This is a genomic window from Ruegeria sp. E1 (genome assembly GCF_056534225.1).
In genome coordinates, this window is record NZ_JBQFPE010000016.1 from 1 (window position 1) to 22,966 (window position 22,966).

Here is a 22,966-nt window from a genome sequence, read left to right on the forward strand (position 1 = left end):
GGTCATACGCTTTGAAGTCACCAAAATACTTGGTGATCGCTGCGGTCAGCGTGGTCTTGCCGTGGTCAACGTGGCCAACTGTACCAATGTTAACGTGCGGCTTATTACGCTCAAACTTTTCCTTTGCCATTCCTCAGGCGCCCTTTTTGCAATTTGGGGGACCCTTGGTCCCGTGGTTACATCTGCGCGCGCGAGATATTTGGTTCAGGCGGGAAAATCAAGCACATCCTGCGGTAAAAGGTAGTTACGACGCCGGATTTTGCGTCACGACACCGGATTCAAGCGGCTGGATCAGGTCCGGGCGGCGGTCAAACCAGCCATTGTCCTTGTGTTCTTCGGCCAACCACTCTTCGACTCGGTCGGCTACTTTCAACGCAAGGCCGTTCATCTGCTCTTCTCTGGTGCGCGAATGGCCCGATCCGGCCAAGGCGCTTTCACCCGTTGTGTCCTCGAGAACCTGAAACTGTTTCTTCTTGGCGACAAATTCCTTTTTGCCCACGTCATAGACGTTAACCAGAACGATCGCGGTACTTTTCGGGTTATAGATCACCGGAATGCCCGGAGGGGCCAGCATGTACCCTTCGAGGCTGATACCGATGTCGTATTCCTGCGCACCCTCGTAACGGCCCAGACGAATATCGACCGCATTCTGAATTGCGTCTTCCCATTCCTTGGGCGTCGCATCCCGGGAAACCGGTCCTTGTTTGGCTTTTTCTGCAAAGGCGTAGTTTACCCGCAGCTTGAATTCGCCCAGCGACTCAGGTTCTTCATAAACTTGCGTTTGCGTACACGCGCCCATCAGGGCCAGTCCGGTGATCAGGGTCAGAATGCGCAACATGTCTCTCGTCTCGATAGGCCTGTTTTTCTTGGATGTAGCGCACCGATACAGCCTGTGCCAAGCCGTATCGGCGTTATTTCACCGATCCGCGCACGCAATCACGAGAATTTATAGTCGCGCGGGAAGCCATAAGGTGGCTTCTTTCCGACACTTGCACGTTTTGACAGCCATTGGGACATATCCGCCTCGTGCCGGGTTTTTTCTCCGCCCATGGACCATTTCAGGCCCTCTTCCCAGTTGAAGGTGGTGATGTCGGACAGACCACCATCCAGTTCCAGCGTCCCCTGACGACCCCGCGCCATGTTGTATTTCTGCAGGCGCACGCCCTTGCCACGGGTCATCTCGGGTAGCTCGTCAGCGGGGAAGACCAGGAACTTGCCGTTCTGGGAAACCACGGCCACGTGATCGCCTTCCACTGGCTTGCAGATCATCGCAGTCTCGTCGCCTTTGACGTTCAGCACCTGTTTGCCGTTGCGGGTCTGGGCCAGCACCTCATCCTCGGGCACCATAAATCCATTGCCCGCATCCGAGGCTACCAACAGCTTGCGCCCCGGCTTGTGAATCAGGATGTCGATAATCTGTGCTTCGTTCGGTAGATCGACCATCAGGCGCAGCGGCTCACCCATACCGCGCCCCCCGGGCAGGTTGGCGGCGCTGACCGTATAGAAACGCCCGTTTGAGGCAAATACCAGCAACCGGTCGGTCGTTTCCGCGTGGAAGATAAAACGCGGGCCGTCACCGTCCTTGAACTTCAACTCTCGCTTTAGGTCGATATGGCCTGTCATAGCGCGTATCCAGCCCATCTGAGAGCAAACGACAGTGATTGGCTCCTTGTCGATCATCGCCTCAAGCGGCACGTCCTCGACTTGACCGGCCTCGGCAAACTGCGTGCGCCGCGCGCCGCCTTCGTAGTCTTTGCCGAAGGTCTTTTTAGTCTCTTTGAGTTGTTCAGCGATTTTGGCCCATTGCAGGGCGGGATCGGCCAGCAAATCTTCGAGGTTAGCGCGTTCCAGCATCAACTCATCGCGTTCACGGACCAGTTCCATCTCTTCCAGACGACGCAAGGACCGCAGACGCATGTTGAGAATCGCGTCGACCTGCACCTCGGACAGCTCGCCCTCGCCCGGTTTGGGCGAGACATAGTCGGATTCGTCCGTTGCCCGAACGTGGTCGATTCCCCAATCCTCACGCATCAGCGCGGCTTTGGGGTCGTCGTCATAGCGGATGATGTCGATCACCCGGTCGAGGTTGAGGAAGGCGACGATAAAGCCCTCCAAAACCTCCAAACGATGGTCGATCTTGGCCATCCGGTGGCGCGAACGGCGCAGCAGCACCTCTTGCCGGTGATCGAGAAAGGCGCGCAGCACTTCCTTCATCGAACAGACCTTGGGTGTCACACCGTCGATCAGCACGTTCATGTTCAGGCTGAACCGCACCTCTAGGTCCGAGTTGCGATAGAGCATGCCCATCAGCACTTCGGGGTCCACATTCTTGGAACGTGGCTCGAGGATCAGGCGAATGTCATCGGCGGATTCATCGCGGACATCGGCGAGGATCGGTATCTTCTTGGTCTGGATCAGCTCGGCGATCTTTTCGATCAGCTTGGATTTCTGGACCTGATAGGGAATCTCTGTGACGATGATCTGCCACTGGCCGCGGCCCAGATCTTCGACCTCGTACTTGCAGCGCAGGCGGAACGAGCCGCGCCCGGTGCGATAGGCTTGTGAGATGTTCTCCGGCGGCTCCACGATCACGCCGCCGGTCGGGAAATCCGGGCCGGGCACGTAGTTCAACAACGTATCGTCGCGCGCATCCGGCGTTTTGATCAGATGCAGACAGGCATCACATAGCTCCGCAATGTTGTGCGGCGGAATGTTCGTCGCCATCCCCACCGCGATACCACTGGCCCCGTTGGCCAGAAGGTTCGGGAACTGCGCGGGCAGCACGACCGGTTCGGTCAGCGTGCCATCATAATTGTCGCGGAAATCAACGGCGTCCTCGTTCAGACCCTCAAGCAGCGCCTCGGCCACGATGGTCATCCGCGCCTCGGTGTAACGCGAGGCCGCCGGGTTATCACCGTCGATATTGCCGAAATTCCCCTGCCCGTCGACCAGCGGGTAGCGGACGTTAAAGTCCTGCGCCAGACGCGCCATCGCGTCGTAAATCGCAGCATCACCGTGCGGGTGATAGTTGCCCATCACGTCGCCGGAGATTTTCGCGGACTTGCGAAACCCGCCGGTTGCACTGAGTCGCAGCTCGCGCATTGCATAGAGGATTCGCCGGTGGACCGGCTTCAACCCGTCGCGCGCATCCGGCAAAGCGCGGTGCATGATGGTGGACAGCGCATAGGTCAGATAGCGCTCACCAATCGCGCGGCGCAGCGGTTCGGCCACCTCGCCCCCACCTTCGGGAGCCTCCATGTTGGGGTCGTCGATCGTATCGTTCATAGATGATGTGGTACAACGCCATGGCGTCCGGGTAAAGCAAACAGCCCGAAAATTGCTGAGGACAAGTCGCGCTTTTTGCAACAGGGGGAGGCAAGTACCGGTTTTCCCCCATGTTTTCGACTCGGCAAACGAAATATGCTAAAATTTCTGCAATTGAACCGCTGCTTGATTTTGTTGTTACGATTGACCTTGGGGGATGCGCCATGACGCGCCTTATTGTTATTACTTTCGCTGCACTTGGATGGACATTTTATGTCGTAAGTGGCGGACCGGACTTTGAGCCGCGCGGTGAGCGCGTGCAACAGCCAGCCCGTGTTGCATCCGTGTCCGAGCCTGTTTCAAAGCCAAAATCTGAGGACCGCGCGCAAGAGCTTGTGACCAACGTCGCGACCCGCGCGGTTTCAGTAAGGGCCACACCTGAACCGGTGGTTATACAGGAAGATGTCGCAGCCCTTGTGGCCGAGCCGGCAACACCGGTTTTGTCCGGCTTTTCGACATTTTCCGATCAAGGTGCCAGCCTAACGCTCGCGTCTCTAGAAGACGGCGCAGCAGGGCTGCAACAGATTTCTATTGCCACCCAGACAGACGCGACGCCAGAGCCGGTCATCCCCGAGCCTGAAAAAGATATCCGGGAAATCTCAGGTACGCGCGTAAATATGCGCGACGGTCCCGGCACCATCTACCCTGTCATCGGCAAGGCCACCATCGGCCAACAGGTCGAGGTTTTGGGCGAATCGGGCACCGGCTGGCTGCGGCTTCGCGTGTTGCCCGCGCAACAGATCGGATGGGTTTCAGCCTCATTGGTCCGCAAATTCGCGAATTGACGCTTCGGTGACATTGCCCTGCCGCAAAGCTGACCGTAGCTAATGGGGCAGGCACAGGTACGGAAGCGCAATGCAAAAATCCATTCTTATCACCGGCTGCTCGTCTGGCATCGGCTTGGACGCAGCACACGGTATGCGTGCGCGCGGCTGGCGTGTTTTTGCCTCATGCCGCAAACAGCGCGATTGCGACAGGTTGCGGGCCCAAGGATTCGAAAGCCCGCTGATCGACTATACTGACGCAAGCACGATCACTTCTGGTTTGACGCAGGTTCTCGAGGCGACCGGCGGGACACTGGATGCCCTGTTCAACAATGGTGCCCACGGCCTGCCCGGTGCGATCGAAGATGTTCCAACCGAAGGATTGCGCCTGATTTTCGAGGCCAACGTCTTTGGCTGGCACGAACTGACGCGACAAGTCATTCCCGTTATGCGAGAGCAAGGTCACGGGCGGATTGTCCAGAATTCCTCGGTGCTTGGTCTGGTCGCCTTTCCGTGGCGCGGGGCCTATGTGGCGACGAAATACGCCATCGAGGGGCTGACCGACACAATGCGGCTTGAATTGCGCGGAACGGATATCAAAGTCATCCTCATTGAACCCGGCCCCATCACCTCAAAGATCCGAGTGAACTCAATCCCGATGTTCGAACGCTTCATCGACTGGAAAAATTCGGCACTGCGTGAAAAATATGAGACCTCGCTGCTGAAACGGCTCTACGAATCGTCCGGAACAGACACGTTCGAGCTTCCTGCCTCAGCCGTTACCGAGAAACTGGCCCATGCAGTTGAATCCAAACGCCCGCGGGCGCGGTATTACGTGACAACGCCCACCTATATCGCCGGGTATCTGCGCCGGATTCTGCCGACGCGCGCGATCGATCGCATTCTTTCGGATATCTGAGGCGAAATTACCCGTTCGCTTTTTGCGCCTACAAGGCTAGATGAGAGCCAACGAAACAAACACGGACGGTGCAGTCATGGACCTGTTGATGGTCGTCTTGCTTTTGGCCATGGCGGCAGTTGTTGTCGTTCTGGCGATTGGCATCGGTAATTTCGGCAAAAGCGGCACCCAAGCCGCAATGAAAAGCAACAAGATGATGCGGCTGCGGATTCTGTTTCAGTTCATTGCCGTTGTGCTGATCGTGATCTACGTCTGGCTTCGTGGGCAAGGAGGCTGAACATGGTCGTTCTCAACAAGATTTACACACGCACGGGCGATGACGGCAAAACGGCGCTGGGAAATGGCGAACGGGTCGCGAAATACGCAGGCCGTGTGGCCGCCTATGGCACCGTGGACGAGTTGAATTCGTTTGTTGGCGTCGCGCGCACCGAGGCAGAAGGCGAGGTCGAGGCAGCCCTGTCGCGCATCCAAAACGACCTGTTTGATCTGGGGGCTGATTTCTGCCGCCCTGATATGGATAAGGATGCCGAAGCTGAATACACCCCGCTGCGCATCGTTCCCGCTCAGATCGACAGGCTTGAGGCCGAGATCGATGCGATGAATGAAACACTGGAGCCACTGCGCAGTTTCATCCTGCCCGGTGGCTCGCGACTGGCGGCGCATCTGCATGTCTGCCGTACCGTCTCGCGCCGGACCGAGCGTTTGGCCGTGGAACTGACCAATATGGAGCCGGTGAACGAGGTCGCGGTAAAATACCTTAACCGTCTCAGCGACTGGTTTTTTGTGGCCGCTCGCTGCGCCAATGATAATGGCCGCGACGACGTCTTGTGGGTTCCGGGCGCGAACCGCTGAAAGCGGCGTGACGTCCAGTGGGCGTCGCGGCGACCGGAAGGGCGGAGCACCGGGGCCAAAACGCGGCACAAACGTTGAAAGCGGCGTATCTCAGGCCGGTTGCCACAACTCGATGGGGTTCCCCTCGGGGTCGTTGAGCCAGGCAAAACTGCCGTTAGGATAAGGCGAATCCGGATCTCGCCTTACCTCGATCCCGGCAGCCTCAAGCTGGGCAATCATCGCCTCAAGATCGCGCACTCTGAAATTCAGCATGAACTGCTTTTCGGCGTTCCCGAAATAGTCGGTCACTTTGTCGAACGGCGCAAAAACCGTCTCGCCCGCCTCTTGTCGCCAACAAAGCGTTTCATAGTCGCCGGGCACAGGATCAATCCCCAGATGCTGGTGATACCAATCGGCCAATGCGCCCTTATCTGCGGCCCGAAAGAAGAAGCCGCCAAATCCCAAAACCTTTTCCATCGCAATACCCGTTTTTCGAGAATCCCTGTCAACCAGCCTAACATTCCTTTCCGCAATCTGCCGCAAATGGGTAAAACGCGACGTTCCATTGACCTGACGTGACGATTTTGCCCTGTCACAGGGCGTCACAAGCCGCTATTTAATCCCGCGAAAGCATTGGTGGAGTCGCGCCGCGACTTACCGTTTTTTGAGGAGAAAGCGCTAAAATGAAGGTACTCGTGCCTGTCAAACGCGTGATTGACTACAATGTGAAGGTTCGCGTCAAAGCGGATGGTAGCGGTGTCGATCTCGCCAATGTCAAAATGTCGATGAACCCGTTCGACGAGATCGCAGTGGAAGAAGCGATCCGTCTGAAAGAAGCGGGCAAGGCTGACGAAGTCGTTGCCGTTTCGATTGGTGTGAAGCAGGCGCAGGAAACCCTGCGGACCGCGCTTGCCATGGGTGCTGACCGCGCCATCCTGGTTGTAGCCGCCGACGACGTGCATACCGATATCGAACCGCTGGCCGTTGCCAAGATCCTGGCCAAAGTGGTCGAAGAAGAACAGCCCGGCATCGTTCTGGCAGGCAAGCAGGCGATCGACAACGACATGAACGCCACCGGCCAGATGCTCTCGGCCCTGTTGGGCTGGTCGCAAGGCACCTTCGCGTCCGAACTGGACATCGAAGGCGACAGCGCCAAGATCACTCGCGAAGTGGATGGCGGCCTGCAAACCATCAGCGTCAAGATGCCAACCATCGTGACAGTTGACCTGCGCCTGAACGAGCCGCGCTATGCCTCGCTGCCCAACATCATGAAGGCGAAGAAAAAGCCGCTGGATGAGAAAACCGCCGCAGACTACGGCGTCGACGTCACTCCGCGTCTGGAAATCGTCAAGACCGATGAGCCGCCGGCACGCGCTGCCGGTATCATCGTAGGCTCGGTTGATGAGCTGGTCGGGAAACTCAAAGAAGCGGGGGCTGTGTAATGGCTGTACTTCTGCTTGCCGAAGTCAACAACGGCGAACTGGCGATGGACGCCACCGCCAAGGCTGTCAACGCCGCGAAGGCCCTGGGTGACATCACCGTTCTGGCCGCTGGCGGGTCTGCCGCTGCCGCTGGTGAAGCGGCCGCAAAGATCGACGGTGTGTCCAAGGTTCTGGTGGCCGAAGATGAATCGCTCGGTCATCGTCTGGCGGAATCGACCGCAGCGCTCATCGTTGGTCTGGCGGATGGTTACGAGCACATCGTTGCCCCTGCCACCACCGACGCCAAAAACGTGATGCCGCGCGTGGCAGCACTGCTGGACGTCATGGTCATCTCGGATGCGTCCGGCGTGGTTGACGGTTCGACCTTCGAGCGTCCGATCTATGCGGGCAACGCGATCCAGACCGTAAAATCCAACGACGCTAAAAAGGTCGTCACCCTGCGGACCGCCAGCTTTGACGCAGCGGGCGAAGGTGGTTCGGCCCCAGTCGAAACCATTTCGGTCGGCGACAACCCCGGTCTGTCGTCATGGGTCGAGGACAAGGTGGCCGAGAGCGACCGTCCGGAACTGACCTCGGCTGGCGTTGTTGTTTCGGGCGGCCGTGGTGTCGGCTCGGAAGAGGACTTCAAACTGATCGAAACCCTGGCTGACAAGCTGGGTGCTGCAGTAGGCGCGTCGCGTGCGGCCGTCGATTCGGGCTATGCGCCGAACGACTGGCAGGTGGGTCAGACCGGTAAGGTTGTTGCCCCGGACCTGTACGTCGCCGTTGGTATCTCGGGCGCGATCCAGCACCTGGCCGGTATGAAGGACTCGAAGGTCATCGTGGCGATCAACAAGGACGAAGAAGCACCGATCTTCCAGGTTGCCGATTTCGGTCTGGTTGCCGACCTGTTCGACGCGGTGCCGGAACTGACCGAGAAACTCGGCTGATCCCGCGACAAGATTTTTCAACGAAAAATCTCGACAAGGCCCGCCGCAGGCGGGCCTTTTTCATTCAATGCCCTGAATTGCCCAAGACAGCGATTCTGCGATTCGACGATGCGTTGCCGGGCCGATCACATGCTCGGCCATCGGCTGCTGCAGGGTTCCGAACAACACATCCTCAAGATCATCCGATACGCCCGAAGCCCGAACACTCAGCCGGATCGATTTGGCGCAACTGGGCGTCAACGCCTCGAACATGGCGGGCGTGATGGGCACAGGCTCAAAACCAGCATCCTCTTGCCGATCCAGCCAGAGCAGGATCACAGGCGAAGTGATGGCCCGCAGCAGATCCTCAAGTTTCTGGAACCAGCCCTGACGCAGGTCATCTGCGACAATGGCAAACCGCGTGTCAGAGGTTCTTTGCAGACATCCCAACAGGTGCCGCACGAAGTGAATATCGGTGAAATCTACTTCGGGAAACAGGTCGGTCAGGTCTTGTGTCGGCCCGACAAACCGATCATTGCGCTGCGGGTGGACGCGATAAAACCGGTTGTTTTGCCCTGCAACACCGGGCAGTTGCAGCACGCAGATATCCGCCGCGTTCGCCAACTGCATAAGGCCCTGATCCCTTTGCAGTGCTTCGATCCCGCAAAACAGGCTGCCAAGGTTCAGGCATCGGCGATTCAGGTAACGCTCAAGCCCTGCGGCAAATGGTGTTTCGACGAATCGACCAAAGGTTTCTTCACCGCCGATACACGCTACATATGGCGTGTCCAACGCTTGTTTCGGACCACGAAACCACCGTTTCGATCGGCCATAGCGGCACAAAGGGTCGGCAACGCTGCGCGCTGCCATCGTTTGATAGCTCATCACTCACACTCACATATATCACCCAGTTGCCATCTTGATGCCTCAGGTCTTACGAAATAGATAATGCGCGCATTTGAAGCGAATTTGAGCCGTCTGATCCCCTTGCCGACGGCCCGGAACTGCCGATAATGTCGCCGCATAAATCAACGAAGGCACCAGAGCATGGATGTGAAATCTGTCGGAGTTATCGGGGCAGGACAGATGGGCAATGGGATTGCCCATGTCATGGCCGTGGCGGAATATGATGTTCTGCTGACCGATGTCAGTCAGGACGCGCTGGATGGTGCCATGGCGATGATCGAGGCAAATCTGTCCCGTCAGGCCGCCCGCGGGATAATCGCAGAGGATGCGGTAGGGGCCGCTTTGTCCCGGATCACCACAACCTTGCGCCTGCCGGATTTGGGCCAGACCGATCTGGTGATCGAAGCCGCGACAGAACGGGAAACGGTAAAGCAGGCCATATTCGAAGACCTGCAGCCGCATTTGCAGCCGCATACGATCCTGACGTCGAACACGTCGTCCATTTCGATCACGCGGCTTGCCAGCCGGACGGACCGACCTGAGCGGTTCATGGGGTTTCACTTCATGAACCCGGTTCCGGTGATGCAACTTGTTGAGTTGATTCGTGGCATCGCAACAGATGAAGAAACCTTCAAATCCTGCAAAACCGTTGTGGATCGGCTGGGAAAGACCGCCGCCAGCGCCGAGGATTTTCCCGCCTTTATCGTGAACCGGATTCTGATGCCGATGATCAACGAGGCAGTCTATACGCTTTATGAAGGCATCGGCAACGTGCAGTCCATCGATCAGTCGATGAAACTGGGCGCAAACCACCCGATGGGGCCGCTGGAACTGGCGGATTTCATTGGGCTGGATACCTGTCTGGCGATCATGAACGTACTGCATGACGGTTTGGCCGATACCAAGTACCGCCCCTGCCCCTTGCTGACGAAATATGTCGAAGCCGGCTGGCTGGGCCGAAAAACCCAGCGCGGATTTTATGATTACCGCGGTGACGTTCCAGTGCCGACTCGCTGATTAAGCGCGTTGCGCAGGAGGGGGCCAGCCCCCTCGCCCGGATTGAATCCGGGCTCACCCCCGGGATATTTATGGACAGATGAAGGGGCGGATCAGCGCTTGCCGAGCGCGAGGGTGTGCTCGCGAAGCCAGGCCATGAACCCGCGCGGGTCGCGTTCCAGCAGTGCCATATCTTCGTCCGATATCGGATCTCCGATGACCGGAGACTGCGGTTTGTTGCAGGACCGGACGATCTCGTGCAGCAGCAGGCCCTGACGCAGGATCGGAGACAGCCGATTGGCGATCTGGTACCAGCGCGAGTTGCTGCCGGGGAAGAAAATCGGCACAACCTGCGCGCCCGAGCGACGGATCATTTTGGCGGTGAATACGTTCCACTCCCGCTCGATCGCCGGGCCGAACCAGTCGTCCGAGGACATCACCACGCCCGATGGGAACAGGGCCACGACGCCGCCATCTGCCAGATGCTTCATCGACTTGCTGCGCATTTCCAGCATCTTGGCCTGCGCTTCGGGGTCGTGCGGAAACGGCACCGGGATCATGAACGAGGTTGCGGCCTCGTCCAGACCGGTCAGGACCGAGCGGGTCAAAATGCGATAGTCGCTGCGGACGCGACCAATGAGTTCAGCAAAGATCATGCCATCGACCATGCCGTGAGGATGGTTTGCGACAACGACCACGGGACCGGTTTTGGGGATTCGGGCGATCTGTTCAGCCGGTGTCGTCAGATCGATACCCATCGTCTTGAGCGCACCGCCCCAAAATTTCTGACCCCGGTAATGTTCGTTCTGTTTTTCGAACTTGTTCACCATGCGCAGGATGGTCAGCTTGCCGGTCATCCATTCGATGGCGCGGATTGCGGTCGCGGTCCAGACATCGTCGAACGAGTTCGCGTAAGTCAGGGTTCTGCGGTCATAGATCTCGCCCTGATCTTGGCTGTCGCCCATAACAGGGCTTGTCTTGCTATCGTGGGTGGTTTCCGCCAATTGCTGGTTTTCCCGTCCTTCGTGTCGCGACAGCGTCTGGTTAATAGCCCTCGCCGAATTTGTCGTTTACGAGGGTTTCCAAAGCTTCTGCCAACGCCTCAGCATCCGGGCCGGACGTCTCGACGTCAATAGTGGTTCCGCGCGACGCTGCCAACATCAAAAGGCCCATAATACTGTCGCCTGATGCAGAAAGCCCCTCGCGCGAGACCTCGGCGCGTGCATCAAAGCCTTCGACAACTTCGACCAGCTTGGCCGAAGCGCGGGCGTGCAGGCCCTTTTCGTTTATTATTTTCAAGCTTCTATTGACCATATTCAAATATTCCAGTCTCAGTCCAACGTCACGTTTTGCGCATTGATATATTTTCGCCCGGCCTCAAGCGCGAGGCGCACCGCCTCGGGCACGGGAAGGTGGCGGCTTTTGGCCAGTTTGATCAGCAGCGGAAGATTGGCACCGTAAAGGATTCGCCGGTCCTGCGGCGCGCAGGCGCGCAAGCTCAGGTTAGACGGGCTACCGCCAAACAGGTCAGTGACGACAACGACGCCGTCTCCGACATCGACGCTATCGGCGGCGCGGCAAATCTCAGACTGTTTTTCCTCGCGATTGTGGTCGGCCTCGATCGGGACAGCGACCAGTCCGGGCTGTTTGCCAACCACATGCTGCGTGGCCGCCAGGTATTCCTGCGCCAGTCCCCCATGTGCAACGATTACGATCCCGATCAATCCGGCCTCACATTCAACGCGCGTCGTTCCATCTCGCGGTGCCTAATTGCCACCTGCTGCCCCCCTTCTGCAAGGGCCTTTGCAACCGCTTCCGCCACGGCGACCGATCGATGCTGACCACCGGTGCAGCCAAAGGCCACCGACAGATGCGCTTTGCCTTCGGCGCTGAAGGCGGGCAAAAGCTCGATCAGCAGGTCTACGACCCGGTCAAAGAAAGCGGCATAGTTCATGTCGGACTGAACATAGGACGCAACGTCCGGGTTTCGACCATCGGCATCGCGCAGCTCGGGTCGCCAGTAGGGATTGGCAAGAAAGCGGCAATCGAACACCATATCCAGCCCGCGGGGAAGACCACGTTTGTAAGAAAAGGATTCCACGGAAACAGCCAGGTGCCGCCCCTCGGGCGGGGCGAACCAACGCTCAACCTCTTCGCGCAGCTGGTGTACGTTCAGGGTGCTGGTGTCGATCAGAGTATCTGCAAATTCGCGGATCGGTTGCAGCTCTTCCTTTTCCTGCAAGATACCGGTCTCGGGGCTGGCGTCGGTAGCCACCGGATGCCGGCGGCGGGTTTCAGAGAAACGACGCAGCAGAACGTCGTTGGTGCAATCAAGATACAGAACAGTTAGATCGACCTGCTCCATCCGACCCAGTTTTGCAGCCAGTTCAAGGAATCCTATCGTCGAGAAATCACGATTGCGGGCATCGATGCCCAAGGCCATCGGCTTGTTGGGCTCTTGCCCATCCAACAGTCGCGTCAGCAGCCCCATAGGCAGGTTGTCGATGGCTTCGAACCCCAGATCTTCGAGGACATGAATTGCGGTGGACCGTCCAGCGCCCGACGGTCCGGTCACCAGAACGATACGCTGTTGCGATGTCATTTGCTGGGCCATTCCGGGTCTACGCGCCCCATTTTCGCTATCTGGATCAAAGCTGCCGCCAAATTGGGCACGCCTGCGCCTCTTAGCAAGGGAACAGTTCGTCTCAGCACGCGAATAAAATGGTGTTCCGGAAGACGGGCCGTTTCTTTTTGTTCCAGGTCCACGACAAAGTGCACCGCAGTGGCGCCTGCTGGTGCCGCACGCAGCAATCCGACGCCCCGTGCCTCGATCAGACCGTAGATCGGTGGAACCGTATCTGCGAGAACCTGATCATCTTTCATGTCCAGAGCGACGCGGTCATCGGATACCAGTTGTGCGCCCAAAGCCATCAATTGCAGGGCTAAGGCGGATTTGCCGACCCCCGAAGGCCCAAGGATCAAAATGCCGCGATCTTCCACGGCGACACAGGTTGCGTGAATCCAGGCCGTGTTCTGGCCTTCTGCCTGTGCCAGAGTGGTCGTTTCCATGCCTCTAAACCGGAAGCCCTACAACAAACCGCGCGCCCAGCGGGTCCGATGTTACGTCGGCCTCGGTCGGGCGAATGTTCTCGGCCCAGATGACACCACCGTGGGCTTCGACGATTTGCTTTGAAATCGCCAAACCAAGGCCGGAATTGTTGCCGAAATGCTCTTCGGGGCGTTGAGAATAGAACCGCTTGAATACTTTGGTCAGGGCCTGATCGGGAATGCCCGGGCCAGTATCCTCAACCACGATCAGCACCCGGTTGTCGCGTTGACGGACCCAGACACGGATCGCATCGCTTTCCTCGCAGAAGGAAATTGCATTTGTAATGAGGTTGACAAAAACCTGCGCCAGCCGGGCCTCAAGCCCGTTGACCACAATGGGGCCTTTGGGCAGATCGGTGATATAGTCGATCCCCTTTGACCGCGCGTCCTCGCCCAGGAACTGGCCGATATTGCTCAGCAGGTTCAACAGATCGAACGGCTGTTCCTGTTCTTTGACCAGTTCCGCATCCAGCCGTGAGGCGTTCGAGATATCGCTGACCAGACGATCAAGCCGCCGAACATCGTGTTCGATCACGCCCAGCAGCTTTTCACGCTGATCGTCGCGCTTGACCATGCGCAGGGTGCCGACGGCAGACTGAAGGCTGGCCAGCGGATTCTTGATTTCATGCGCCACATCTGCGGCAAACTGCTCGTTCGCATCGATCCGGTTGTACAAAGCTGTCACCATCCCGCGCAGCGCACTGCTCAGGCGTCCGATTTCGTCCGGACGCGCGCTGAGGTCAGGAATACGGATGCGGCCGGGGTTCACACCCGCCCCGCGGTCCTTGCCCATCTCGGCGGCCGAAGCCAGGTCTGCCAACGGGTTAGCGATGGTCGAGGCCAGAACAAGGCTGAGACCGATAGACACCAGCAGGGCCACGACAAACATCTGCAGGATTCGCTCCTGTTCCTGCCGGGCCAGCGCGTCGACTTCACCCGCCGGACCGGCCATTGCAACCGCGCCGACCGTTTCACCGTCAAGCACGATCGGAGCGACAGCGACGATCACTGTGTCACCCGCATCATCCTTAACAGCCTTGACCTGCAACCCTCCGCCCAGCGTGTTTGGAACCATTTCCTGTACGCGCTGCGCCAAAGTTGGGGCCGTATCGACGGTGGTGCTGGTGAAAACAGACGAGACGCCATTCCAGACTGCAGTCAGCGCGTCGCTGATCAGCGTTCCGCCAGCTTGTGCGTCGCTGTCAGCGCGCAGCAGGCTTGGGAGCTCTGATGCCGGAGATGCACCGCGTGTCCAACCGATCAAGGTACCCGACCCGTCATAGATGAACACCTCGCCGCCTTCGGGCAAGGTCAGACCTGAAAGCGTATCGCGTACGTCCAGCCCGACAGTTGCGCCCAGGCCTGGCTGGCGTAGCTGCGTTTCAAAGACGTTGCTGACCAGTTGCGCATCCCCGATCAGGTTCTGCGCAGTCTGCTGCACCCGCTGTTTGCGCGTGTCATCCAGATACAGAAGCCCGGCCACCAACAGCACCAGAGCGATCACGTTGAAGGTGATGATCCGGCGGGCCAATGGCGAGTGGCGCAGGGAAAACAGGTTGCGCCGGGATCGCGTGGCCTGCAACTCGGCAGACTCGGGATCCTGTGGGATGACCCAATCGTCTCCCAGTACGACGTCGCCGTCGCGCAATGCGGTATCTTGCTCGGTATCGCGCACGAGACCTCTTTAACACTTCACAGACGGTCGCGCCTATTCTTCGTTGTACCGGTATCCGATGCCATAGAGCGTTTCGATGGCAGAAAACTCGGGGTCAGCCGCCCGCATCTTCTTGCGCAGGCGCTTGATGTGGCTGTCAATCGTGCGGTCATCCACATAGACCTGATCGTCATAAGCCACATCCATCAACTGATCGCGGCTTTTGACGAAACCGGGACGCTGGGCCAGTGCCTGCAGCAACAGGAACTCGGTCACTGTCAGCGAGACATCATTGCCTTTCCAGCTGACCGAGTGCCGCAGAGGGTCCATGCGCAGTTCTCCGCGCTCCATCACTTTGGCGTCGCCAGTATTGACGCTGGCCGCATCGCCTTCGGTCGCTTCCTGACGGCGCAGCAGCGCACGGATACGTTCGACCAGCAGACGTTGCGAGAAAGGTTTCTTGACGTAGTCATCCGCGCCCATCCGCAGGCCCAGAACCTCGTCGATCTCATCATCCTTCGAGGTCAGGAAAATGACCGGCATCTGGGTTTTCTGCCGCAGACGCTGCAACAGATCCATGCCATCCATTCGCGGCATCTTGATATCCAGAACGGCCATGTCCGGCAGCTTTTTGTTGAACGCGTCCAACGCGGCCTGTCCGTCATTATAAGTTTCAACCTCGAAACCTTCGGCTTCGAGTGTCATGGATACAGACGTCAGAATGTTTCTATCGTCATCCACCAGTGCAATCTTTGACATCGGGTTCACCCCTATTCCTGCTCACTTACGCAATAATACGCATTTTTATGAGGTATTGTTGGCGGTTTTAAGGCGCCGAATCAATCCGTAACCCTGAATCGTGCCATTCTTGCGGCAGCTATGCGGCAAAAATGCCTTGGCACTCGCAAAATGCTGCCCGGTTTTCCGGCAGGGATTTTCTGGTGGCGCTAAACTTTACCTTGGTTGCGCTAACTGCGCCAAACCGTCCTGTTCATGCCCCAAATGACCATGATAAGACCCGCCTATCCGCCGGTTTTCCCCGGCAATCTGCCCCAATGGCGCAGGTCGCGCCGCCACAGGAGAAGAAACGCATGACATCTGGACGGGTTAACCCGCAATTCCGCCTCGAGGATCAGGGCATCGAGGGTCTGGGCAATGTCTATTACAACTTCATGGAACCGGCGCTGATCGAAGAGGCGCTGAAGCGCGGCGAAGGTACGCTGGGCAATGGTGGCGCATTTCTGGTGACAACCGGCAAGTTCACCGGTCGTTCCCCCAAGGACAAGCACGTCGTCAAAACCGACAGCGTCGCCGACAGCATCTGGTGGGAAAACAACGCCGCGATGAGCGCGCAAGGATTTGATGCGTTATATGAGGATATGCTGGCCCATATGAAAGGCCGCGACTATTTTGTGCAGGACCTGGTTGGCGGGGCCGATCCGACCTATTCGATCAATGTGCGCATGGTCACCGAACTGGCCTGGCACAATCTGTTCATCCGCCACCTGCTGCGCCGTCCCGACCGCGAGGATCTGGATGAATTCACCGCAGATTTCACCGTGATCAACTGCCCCAGCTTCAAGGCCGACCCGGCCAAGCACAATTGCCGCAGCGAAACAGTGATTGCGCTGAACTTCGACCGCAAGCTGATCCTGATCGGCGGCACGGAATACGCGGGTGAGAACAAGAAGTCCGTCTTTACCCTGCTGAACTACATGCTGCCTGAAAAAGGTGTGATGCCGATGCATTGCTCGGCCAATCATGCGGTTGGCAACCCGGTGGATACGGCTGTGTTCTTTGGCCTGTCCGGCACCGGCAAGACCACTCTGTCAGCTGACCCGTCACGGGTGCTGATCGGGGATGACGAACATGGCTGGTCGGATCGCGGCACCTTCAACTTTGAAGGCGGCTGCTATGCAAAGACGATCAACCTGAACGCCGAGGCCGAGCCCGAGATTTATGCGACCACCACCAAGTTCGGCACGGTGATCGAGAACATGATCTTTGATCCCGAAACCAAGAAGCTGGATTTCGACGACGATTCCCTGACTGCGAATATGCGCTGCGCCTATCCTCTGGAATATATCTCGAACGCGTCAAAAACCGCATTGGGCGGCCACCCCAAGAACATCATCATGCTGACGTGCGATGCGTTTGGCGTGCTGCCCCCCATTGCGCGGCTGACCCCAGCGCAGGCGATGTATCACTTCCTGTCGGGCTTCACCTCGAAGGTCGCCGGGACCGAGCGGGGTGTGACCGAGCCGCAGCCGACCTTCTCGACCTGTTTCGGCGCTCCGTTTATGCCACGCCGCCCCGAGGCTTATGGCAACCTGTTGCGCGACAAGATCGCCCAGCACGGCGCGACCTGTTGGTTGGTCAATACCGGCTGGACCGGTGGCGCTTATGGCGTCGGCAGCCGGATGCCGATCAAGGCCACCCGCGCGCTGCTGACGGCGGCACTGGAAGGATCGCTGGCCAATGCCGAATACCGCAAGGACGCGAATTTCGGCTTTGACGTCCCGGTTTCCGCGCCGGGCGTACCCGAGGTTCTGCTGGACCCGCGCCGAACATGGGACGATCAGGCGGCCTTTGACAAGCAGGCTGAAAAGCTGGTGCAGATGTTCTCGGAAAACTTCGAGCAATACCTGCCCTTCATCGACGAAGACATCAAGGCCGTTGCCATCGGCTAAGTGCCGGTCCAGTCAACTGACAAAAAGGGGCGCTTTCGCGCCCCTTTTTCGCATCCGACGCCACGTAAACTGCCGTTCGGACCCCATCCCTGCAGACAAATTCATTGCCCGGGCGGGTGACATACGGTATCTCCAAAGTGTCTTTATGGCACAAAAACGCCCGGCGCGAATGCACCGGGCTTTTGCTAAAAAGACTTTTGGGCAGCTTTTGCGAACACACTCACACGCGGTTCAAGGGCTACCTAATCGGTAGAGGAAGAGTACTAAACGGGGATCAGGTGTCAATATGATACGTAGAGGCAAGCTTATTAAGTGCCCGCGCATCCAGCAACAACTCGGCTGATACAGACACCAGTTAGAATGGGGTTCTAATGACTGAAATTTCAAAACTGACCGAATTGCGCAAGCTGATGCAGAGCATGGAGCGGACCTTGGGACTGGAGGAATTGTCTCCGGTCGAACGCGACATTTACTATGCCGCAGAAGAGCTGTCCAAATCCGATCAGGAAGTGCGCACTTTCGGCCTAATTGAGCATACGCTGGTGGAAAGCGTGTCGCGCCCCACATTCTTCCGCGCGCTGAAATCGCTGGTACAAAAAGGCTATCTGTCGCAAAGCGGCAGCGCCAACCGGGGGCGGTATATCGTACATGCACCCCGGTAAGAACTGGCAGGCCTAGAGACACGTGCAGGTGCGAGGGTGGGTCTTTGACACGGTGTTGGCGTCGTCAGCCTATGTAGCTGCATCCATCCTCACGTTCGAGGTGCTGATGCCCCTGCAGAACGTGTTCTTTCCTGAATACCCAAGCCATGCCAGCCTGTTGTTCCTGCCCCATGGCGTTCGGGTTCTGGCCGCATGGCTTTTGGGCTGGCGTGCGATTATCGCATTGCTGCCCGGTGTTTTCCTGGTCTTCGCCATGGTCGGAGGCTGGGACGTTTTCCTGCCCAACCGTCTGCTTGCGATTGGCATTGCGGTTACAACGGTTCCGGCGGTGTTCTATGCCTGCAAATGGCTTGGATGGGACCTGTTCCCCAGGCCGGATCGCAAACCCTGCTGGCTGTGCATCATGGGTGTAGGGGTTGTGACGTCCTTTCTGGTATCCGCCCTTACAAATATGGCCTTTGGCAGCACTACGGCAGAGTATATCGCGTTTCTGATCGGGGATATTTCGGGCCTGTTTTTCCTGATGCTGGGCCTATATTTCACCTTCAGATATATCGACAGCCGCAGCTGATCGGCTCGGGTCTGCCCCGTTGCATGGGTGCTTAAATTTCGCTGCATCGCCAAAGTCAAAGCGCAATTTTAGAACTTTTTGACCTCAATGCACGCATTTTTGTTGCGCTGCATGTGCAGCATGGTATGACCAATCGACCCACAGAAGGACATGATTCATGGCCCATGACGGACAAGATGCGATCGACATGCCACAATCCGCGGTTCTGCCCGACCTCCTGACTCTGACGTCCAAAGCCCTACCTGCGGTCGAGGCTGTTCTTGACCGCGCACGCACATCGGTTCGTGAAATGGTAACAAGCGATGATCGGATCTCGGGCGCGTTGATCGAGGCGAACCAGACGGCGGCCCATGGTCTGGCGTGGCTGGCCACTTATCACCAGTCGTTGCAGCAGATGCAGCGGTGGGCCGAGGCGTTGCAGGCCGATGGCAAATTCGGCGAAATGGAGCAGTTGCTGCATCAGATTGCCTTTGGCGAATACCTGCATCAGGTGGCGGGTGGCATCCCCATGAACCAAGGGGAAATCTTGCGTTTGCAGGATCTTGGCCTTGGTTGGGACGCTCTGTCCGGGTTCCAGTGCGCTGAGGTTCAAACGATTATGGCGCAGGCCAATTCTCAGGCCGCGCGGACGCGACTGGTTGAGCTGATGCAGGATCAAGCTGGTGCCACGATGTTTGGGGCCTCGGGTCTGGACGAAGAGCTTGAGATGATCCGCGACCAGTTCCGCCGCTATGCGCAGGAAAAGGTCGAACCCAACGCCCATGACTGGCACCTGAAGGATCAGCTGATCCCGATGGAAGTCATTGAAGACCTTGCGGAAATGGGCGTTTTCGGCCTGACCATCCCCGAGGAATTCGGCGGCTTTGGACTGTCCAAAGCATCGATGTGCGTGGTGTCCGAAGAACTGTCGCGCGGCTATATCGGCGTTGGTTCGCTGGGCACAAGGTCCGAGATCGCGGCTGAGTTGATCCTTGCGGGTGGCACGGACGCGCAAAAGGCGCATTGGTTACCGAAACTGGCGAGTGCGGAAATCCTGCCAACAGCGGTTTTCACGGAACCCAACACCGGGTCTGATCTTGGCAGCCTGCGCACCCGAGCCGTGAAGGGTGAGGATGGTAACTATAAGATAACAGGCAATAAAACTTGGATCACCCATGCCGCGCGCACCCATGTGATGACCTTGCTGGCACGCACAAATCCTGACAGCATCGACCATCGGGGGCTGTCCATGTTTCTGGCCGAAAAGACACCCGGTACTGACGAAAACCCCTTTCCCACTCCGGGCATGACCGGGGGGGAAATTGAGGTGCTGGGATACCGTGGAATGAAGGAATATGAGCTGGGGTTTGACGGCTTTGAGGTCAAGGGTGAAAACCTGCTGGGCGGCGAAGAAGGTAAAGGTTTCAAGCAGTTAATGGAAACCTTCGAGTCTGCGCGCATCCAAACTGCAGCCCGCGCCATCGGTGTGGCGCAATGCGCGTTGGATATTGCGATGCAATACGCGCAGGACCGCAAGCAGTTCGGCAAGGCGCTGATCAACTTCCCGCGCGTATCCGGAAAACTGGCGATGATGGCGGTCGAAATCATGATCGCGCGTCAGCTAACCTATTATTCTGCATGGGAAAAAGACCACGGTCAGCGCTGCGACCTTGAGGCCGGGATGGCCAAGTTGCTGGGCGCGCGGGTCGCTTGGGCGGCGGCGGATAATGGGTTGCAGATCCATGGCGGCAATGGCTTTGCACTGGAATACAAGATCAGCCGTGTGCTGTGTGATGCACGCATTCTGAACATCTTTGAAGGGGCCGCCGAGATTCAGGCTCAGGTCATCGCGCGGCGGTTGCTGGGGTAAAACCCGGACCGTCGCGGTTTCCCCGACTGAACCCGGCCCGCGCGCCGGGTTTTCTTTTTCTTCCGTTTTGTACATGTCTCAGACCCCCGATCTTCCGTTTTGTACAAACTGATTTTGTGATCGATGGAGCGAAACTTCCCCCTCGGATCGGGTCAGGAAATCGTGTAAAGCGCATCAACCGCACCGGCCTCGAAGTCCGTCCAAGGAGAGTGACGCGTGAAAATCATCATCGCAATTCTGGCCCTGTGCCTGACCCTCGCCGGATGCAGCACACCCCCCGCGCAAGGGCCTAGTGATGTCGACGCGCTGGCGCAGGCGATCGAGGCGCTTGGCCCTAATGTTGATCCGGCCGAGGCACGCCGCGCCGCAGAAATTTCCTATGCCTATCCCCAGCGGTTGAAACAGGACTGGAACATCACTGACCCTGCGATCATTCACAACGCAAAGGTCATCAACGGGTTTCGCGAAAAGGGCCTGTGCAACGACTGGGCGCAGGCGATGACCACGCGTCTGCGGCAGGAGAATTTCCGCACGCTGGACCTGCACTGGGGCACATCGCCGCCGACGCCGTTTCGGATCATCCACCACTCGGCCCTGATCAGCGCCAAGGGCGATTCGATCTATGACAGCATTATCCTTGATCCCTGGCGGTATAGCGGTGCCCTGTATTGGGGCCCGGTCGACCAAGACCCGAGATATGACTGGAAACCCCGGCTGGAAGTGCGCGAGGCGTTGCTGAGCGGCGAGAACCCCTATTGAAACGGCTATCTCTGATCCCGGCGAAAAGATAAGACTGCCGCATGATGCGCTTGATCCTAACCCTGCCTTTTGTGGCTCTGCTGCAATGTAACACCGACGAAACCGTTGCCGCCTATGGTGCGGCAGATCGGGTCTGGGTTTTGCAAGAGATTGACGGTCAGCCCTTCGATGCCAGCGCCCGGTTGCAATTTCCCGAGGAAGGCAGGATTGCAGGCAACGCGCCTTGCAACAGGTACAACGGTACCTTGAACGCCCCCTATCCGTGGTTCGAGATACAAGACCTGACCGCCACCCGTGCCGCCTGCGCGGGGCTTGAGGCGGAGGGGGTTTACTTCGCCGCGTTGATGGCGATGACCCAATCCGAGGTGTCCGGCGACGTGCTGATCCTGCGCAATGAGGCGGGTCACGAAATGGTTTTCAAATCCGACGAGTGAAACGTTCGATGAACCGCGCGCGGGCTTCGGGCAAGGGTGTATGACCCAAAGACGGGGCGACCCTGTGCTGTAGAAAGTAACCCGTGGTGTGCAGGCCCTCTGCAACCTCGGGGTCCGGTGCGCTGCCTTCGCCGCGCAGACAGGGCGGCAGGGGCAGTAGCTTGTCCGCCCAGTCCCCGGCACCCGCAGCACTGACGGCGCGGCCCGTTTTGGGCGAGACATAGACCAGACCCGTGGTCGCGCCTGTCACCGCACAGGCCGACAGGTCAAGGCCAAAGCCCAGTTCATCCAGCAGCGCCAGTTCCCAGCGCAGGTAAGCCAGCGGCCAGATTTCGTCTTGGCCCAGCAGGTCCATCAGTTGTTCGGTCTGTTTGTAAATCGCGGGATGGGGCTCACGCTCGGGCAGGCAAAAGGACAAAAGCGCAACCACCGTGTTCAGTCCCGCCAAAGCCAACCGTCCGGAGAACGCCGCCGCCGCGCGGGACCGCAGCGGCTCGACCTGAAAGGTGCCCAGATGTTCTTCGAGCCGCGCCCGCCAGAGCAGATCGAGTTGCGCCCCCGGCTGCAGGATGGGCGCGATCTTGCGGCTGGTGCCACCGCGCACGACCCCTGCGTGGCGGCCATGGGCCTCGGTAAACACCTCGACAATCGCCGAGGTTTCGCCGTGACGGCGCGAGGTCAGAAGTATGCCGTGATCGCGCCAGTCCAATGGGGGCCTCGGTTGGTGATGGGATGTGCCGGACCACAAGAGCGCAACTGACGGCGGATCGCAAGACGACGGGTCTTGACAAAAGCCGGTTGCCGCCCCCTAATTAACGCATAAGTTAAATAGGAGAGTGCGATGCGGGGCATTACCATCAGCTACAATTTCGATGGCGACGAGGCCGAATGGGAAGCCGCCACCAGCACCTTTATCGCAGCTATCGATGCCGACCCGGATGCTGCGGGCAGGTTCACCTATCAGGTGGCAGTTGCCGATGACGGGGTTTCCCGGTTTCACTGGGGCCGCTGGGACAGTGCCGAAACGCTGGCCCATGTTCAGGCGCAGCCTTATTTCAAGGCGTTCGCTGAAAAGGTGCGGGGTTTTGCAGGCGGGGCGCCCAATGCAGTCGGGCATGATGTCAAAGGCAAAACGGACGGCTGGTAGGG

At 58.3% G+C, this 22,966-nt stretch carries 27 protein-coding genes; 14 read left to right on the forward strand and 13 right to left on the reverse strand.

Annotated elements, in window-relative coordinates; genetic code table 11:
- The 3 genes from ACR0FG_RS17835 to parC all read right to left on the reverse strand — a co-directional run.
- The coding region (locus tag ACR0FG_RS17835) for a GTP-binding protein (protein ID WP_480893869.1) at positions 1-130 on the reverse strand (130 nt) is incomplete at its 3' end.
- Between the two features lie 114 nt (positions 131-244).
- A complete protein-coding gene (locus ACR0FG_RS17840; protein WP_170715756.1) occupies positions 245-838 on the reverse strand; it encodes a hypothetical protein in 594 nt (197 codons plus the stop codon).
- Positions 839-936: 98 nt separating this feature from the next.
- The gene (gene parC, locus ACR0FG_RS17845; RefSeq protein WP_480894420.1) at positions 937-3,285 is read right to left on the reverse strand and encodes a DNA topoisomerase IV subunit A; all 2,349 of its coding nucleotides are present in this window, start codon (positions 3,283-3,285) and stop codon (positions 937-939) included.
- Between the two features lie 203 nt (positions 3,286-3,488).
- Here parC and ACR0FG_RS17850 point away from each other — a divergent pair, with 203 nt between their 5' ends.
- From ACR0FG_RS17850 to ACR0FG_RS17865, 4 genes are all read left to right on the forward strand, one after another.
- Positions 3,489-4,109 (forward strand): SH3 domain-containing protein, encoded by a 621-nt coding sequence (locus ACR0FG_RS17850; RefSeq protein ID WP_480894422.1) that lies wholly within the window; start codon positions 3,489-3,491, stop codon positions 4,107-4,109.
- 70 nt (positions 4,110-4,179) lie between these two features.
- Positions 4,180-5,007, forward strand: a complete 828-nt coding sequence (locus ACR0FG_RS17855; protein WP_480894424.1) for an SDR family NAD(P)-dependent oxidoreductase — start codon at positions 4,180-4,182, stop codon at positions 5,005-5,007.
- Positions 5,008-5,083: 76 nt separating this feature from the next.
- Complete coding sequence (locus ACR0FG_RS17860; RefSeq protein ID WP_170715766.1) at positions 5,084-5,284, forward strand: twin transmembrane helix small protein; 201 nt, start codon at positions 5,084-5,086, stop codon at positions 5,282-5,284.
- A gap of 2 nt (positions 5,285-5,286) precedes the next feature.
- Entirely contained in the window at positions 5,287-5,859 is a 573-nt protein-coding gene (locus ACR0FG_RS17865) for a cob(I)yrinic acid a,c-diamide adenosyltransferase (protein WP_170715750.1), read from the forward strand.
- A gap of 90 nt (positions 5,860-5,949) precedes the next feature.
- Here ACR0FG_RS17865 and ACR0FG_RS17870 read toward each other — a convergent pair whose 3' ends face one another.
- Positions 5,950-6,315 (reverse strand): VOC family protein, encoded by a 366-nt coding sequence (locus ACR0FG_RS17870; protein ID WP_480894426.1) that lies wholly within the window; start codon positions 6,313-6,315, stop codon positions 5,950-5,952.
- 206 nt (positions 6,316-6,521) lie between these two features.
- Between ACR0FG_RS17870 and ACR0FG_RS17875 the strand changes: the two genes are divergently transcribed.
- Positions 6,522-7,280 (forward strand): electron transfer flavoprotein subunit beta/FixA family protein, encoded by a 759-nt coding sequence (locus ACR0FG_RS17875; protein WP_480518609.1) that lies wholly within the window; start codon positions 6,522-6,524, stop codon positions 7,278-7,280.
- Positions 7,280-8,209: an FAD-binding protein gene (locus ACR0FG_RS17880; protein WP_170715744.1), complete on the forward strand. Its 930-nt coding sequence runs from the start codon at positions 7,280-7,282 to the stop codon at positions 8,207-8,209. The genes ACR0FG_RS17875 and ACR0FG_RS17880 overlap by 1 nt, the downstream gene beginning before the upstream one ends.
- Positions 8,210-8,269: 60 nt before the next feature.
- Here the strand turns inward: ACR0FG_RS17880 and ACR0FG_RS17885 are convergent, their stop codons facing one another.
- Entirely contained in the window at positions 8,270-9,073 is an 804-nt protein-coding gene (locus ACR0FG_RS17885; protein ID WP_480894429.1) for a DUF6473 family protein, read from the reverse strand.
- Between the two features lie 162 nt (positions 9,074-9,235).
- Between ACR0FG_RS17885 and ACR0FG_RS17890 the strand changes: the two genes are divergently transcribed.
- Positions 9,236-10,111 carry a 3-hydroxybutyryl-CoA dehydrogenase gene (locus ACR0FG_RS17890; protein WP_480894430.1) on the forward strand — a complete coding sequence of 292 codons (876 nt, stop codon included), beginning with the start codon at positions 9,236-9,238 and terminating at the stop codon, positions 10,109-10,111.
- Positions 10,112-10,203: 92 nt separating this feature from the next.
- Here the strand turns inward: ACR0FG_RS17890 and ACR0FG_RS17895 are convergent, their stop codons facing one another.
- The 7 genes from ACR0FG_RS17895 to ACR0FG_RS17925 all read right to left on the reverse strand — a co-directional run bounded on the left by ACR0FG_RS17895 (position 10,204) and on the right by ACR0FG_RS17925 (position 15,611).
- Positions 10,204-11,055 carry a lysophospholipid acyltransferase family protein gene (locus ACR0FG_RS17895; protein ID WP_480894432.1) on the reverse strand — a complete coding sequence of 284 codons (852 nt, stop codon included), beginning with the start codon at positions 11,053-11,055 and terminating at the stop codon, positions 10,204-10,206.
- 79 nt (positions 11,056-11,134) lie between these two features.
- Positions 11,135-11,404: an HPr family phosphocarrier protein gene (locus ACR0FG_RS17900; RefSeq protein WP_170715738.1), complete on the reverse strand. Its 270-nt coding sequence runs from the start codon at positions 11,402-11,404 to the stop codon at positions 11,135-11,137.
- Positions 11,405-11,421: 17 nt separating this feature from the next.
- Positions 11,422-11,814, reverse strand: coding sequence for a PTS sugar transporter subunit IIA domain-containing protein (locus tag ACR0FG_RS17905; RefSeq protein ID WP_170715736.1), 393 nt, complete (start codon positions 11,812-11,814; stop codon positions 11,422-11,424).
- On the reverse strand, positions 11,811-12,692 hold the full coding sequence (gene rapZ / locus ACR0FG_RS17910; RefSeq protein WP_480894435.1) for an RNase adapter RapZ: 882 nt from the start codon (positions 12,690-12,692) through the stop codon (positions 11,811-11,813). The genes ACR0FG_RS17905 and rapZ overlap by 4 nt, the downstream gene beginning before the upstream one ends.
- On the reverse strand, positions 12,689-13,159 hold the full coding sequence (locus ACR0FG_RS17915; protein WP_480894437.1) for an HPr kinase/phosphorylase: 471 nt from the start codon (positions 13,157-13,159) through the stop codon (positions 12,689-12,691). Before ACR0FG_RS17915 ends, rapZ begins: the two co-directional genes overlap by 4 nt.
- A gap of 4 nt (positions 13,160-13,163) precedes the next feature.
- Positions 13,164-14,873 (reverse strand): ATP-binding protein, encoded by a 1,710-nt coding sequence (locus tag ACR0FG_RS17920; protein ID WP_480894439.1) that lies wholly within the window; start codon positions 14,871-14,873, stop codon positions 13,164-13,166.
- Between the two features lie 33 nt (positions 14,874-14,906).
- Positions 14,907-15,611 carry a response regulator transcription factor gene (locus tag ACR0FG_RS17925; RefSeq protein WP_170715728.1) on the reverse strand — a complete coding sequence of 235 codons (705 nt, stop codon included), beginning with the start codon at positions 15,609-15,611 and terminating at the stop codon, positions 14,907-14,909.
- Positions 15,612-15,943: 332 nt separating this feature from the next.
- Here ACR0FG_RS17925 and ACR0FG_RS17930 point away from each other — a divergent pair, with 332 nt between their 5' ends.
- The 6 genes from ACR0FG_RS17930 to ACR0FG_RS17955 all read left to right on the forward strand — a co-directional run bounded on the left by ACR0FG_RS17930 (position 15,944) and on the right by ACR0FG_RS17955 (position 21,817).
- On the forward strand, positions 15,944-17,542 hold the full coding sequence (locus ACR0FG_RS17930) for a phosphoenolpyruvate carboxykinase (protein WP_170715726.1): 1,599 nt from the start codon (positions 15,944-15,946) through the stop codon (positions 17,540-17,542).
- 371 nt (positions 17,543-17,913) lie between these two features.
- Complete coding sequence (locus tag ACR0FG_RS17935) at positions 17,914-18,204, forward strand: hypothetical protein (RefSeq protein WP_170715724.1); 291 nt, start codon at positions 17,914-17,916, stop codon at positions 18,202-18,204.
- A 106-nt stretch (positions 18,205-18,310) separates the two neighbouring features.
- On the forward strand, positions 18,311-18,775 hold the full coding sequence (locus tag ACR0FG_RS17940; RefSeq protein ID WP_480894441.1) for a hypothetical protein: 465 nt from the start codon (positions 18,311-18,313) through the stop codon (positions 18,773-18,775).
- Between the two features lie 157 nt (positions 18,776-18,932).
- Entirely contained in the window at positions 18,933-20,624 is a 1,692-nt protein-coding gene (locus tag ACR0FG_RS17945; RefSeq protein ID WP_480894443.1) for an acyl-CoA dehydrogenase family protein, read from the forward strand.
- A 216-nt stretch (positions 20,625-20,840) separates the two neighbouring features.
- Positions 20,841-21,383 carry a putative periplasmic lipoprotein gene (locus tag ACR0FG_RS17950; protein ID WP_480894445.1) on the forward strand — a complete coding sequence of 181 codons (543 nt, stop codon included), beginning with the start codon at positions 20,841-20,843 and terminating at the stop codon, positions 21,381-21,383.
- Between the two features lie 41 nt (positions 21,384-21,424).
- Positions 21,425-21,817 (forward strand): META domain-containing protein, encoded by a 393-nt coding sequence (locus ACR0FG_RS17955; RefSeq protein ID WP_170715718.1) that lies wholly within the window; start codon positions 21,425-21,427, stop codon positions 21,815-21,817.
- On the opposite strand, the gene recO is transcribed toward ACR0FG_RS17955, so the two are convergent.
- Complete coding sequence (recO, locus tag ACR0FG_RS17960; RefSeq protein WP_480894448.1) at positions 21,801-22,526, reverse strand: DNA repair protein RecO; 726 nt, start codon at positions 22,524-22,526, stop codon at positions 21,801-21,803. The genes ACR0FG_RS17955 and recO overlap by 17 nt on opposite strands.
- Before the next feature lie 132 nt (positions 22,527-22,658).
- Between recO and ACR0FG_RS17965 the strand changes: the two genes are divergently transcribed.
- Positions 22,659-22,964: a hypothetical protein gene (locus ACR0FG_RS17965; RefSeq protein WP_170715714.1), complete on the forward strand. Its 306-nt coding sequence runs from the start codon at positions 22,659-22,661 to the stop codon at positions 22,962-22,964.
- Positions 22,965-22,966: the final 2 nt, after the last annotated feature.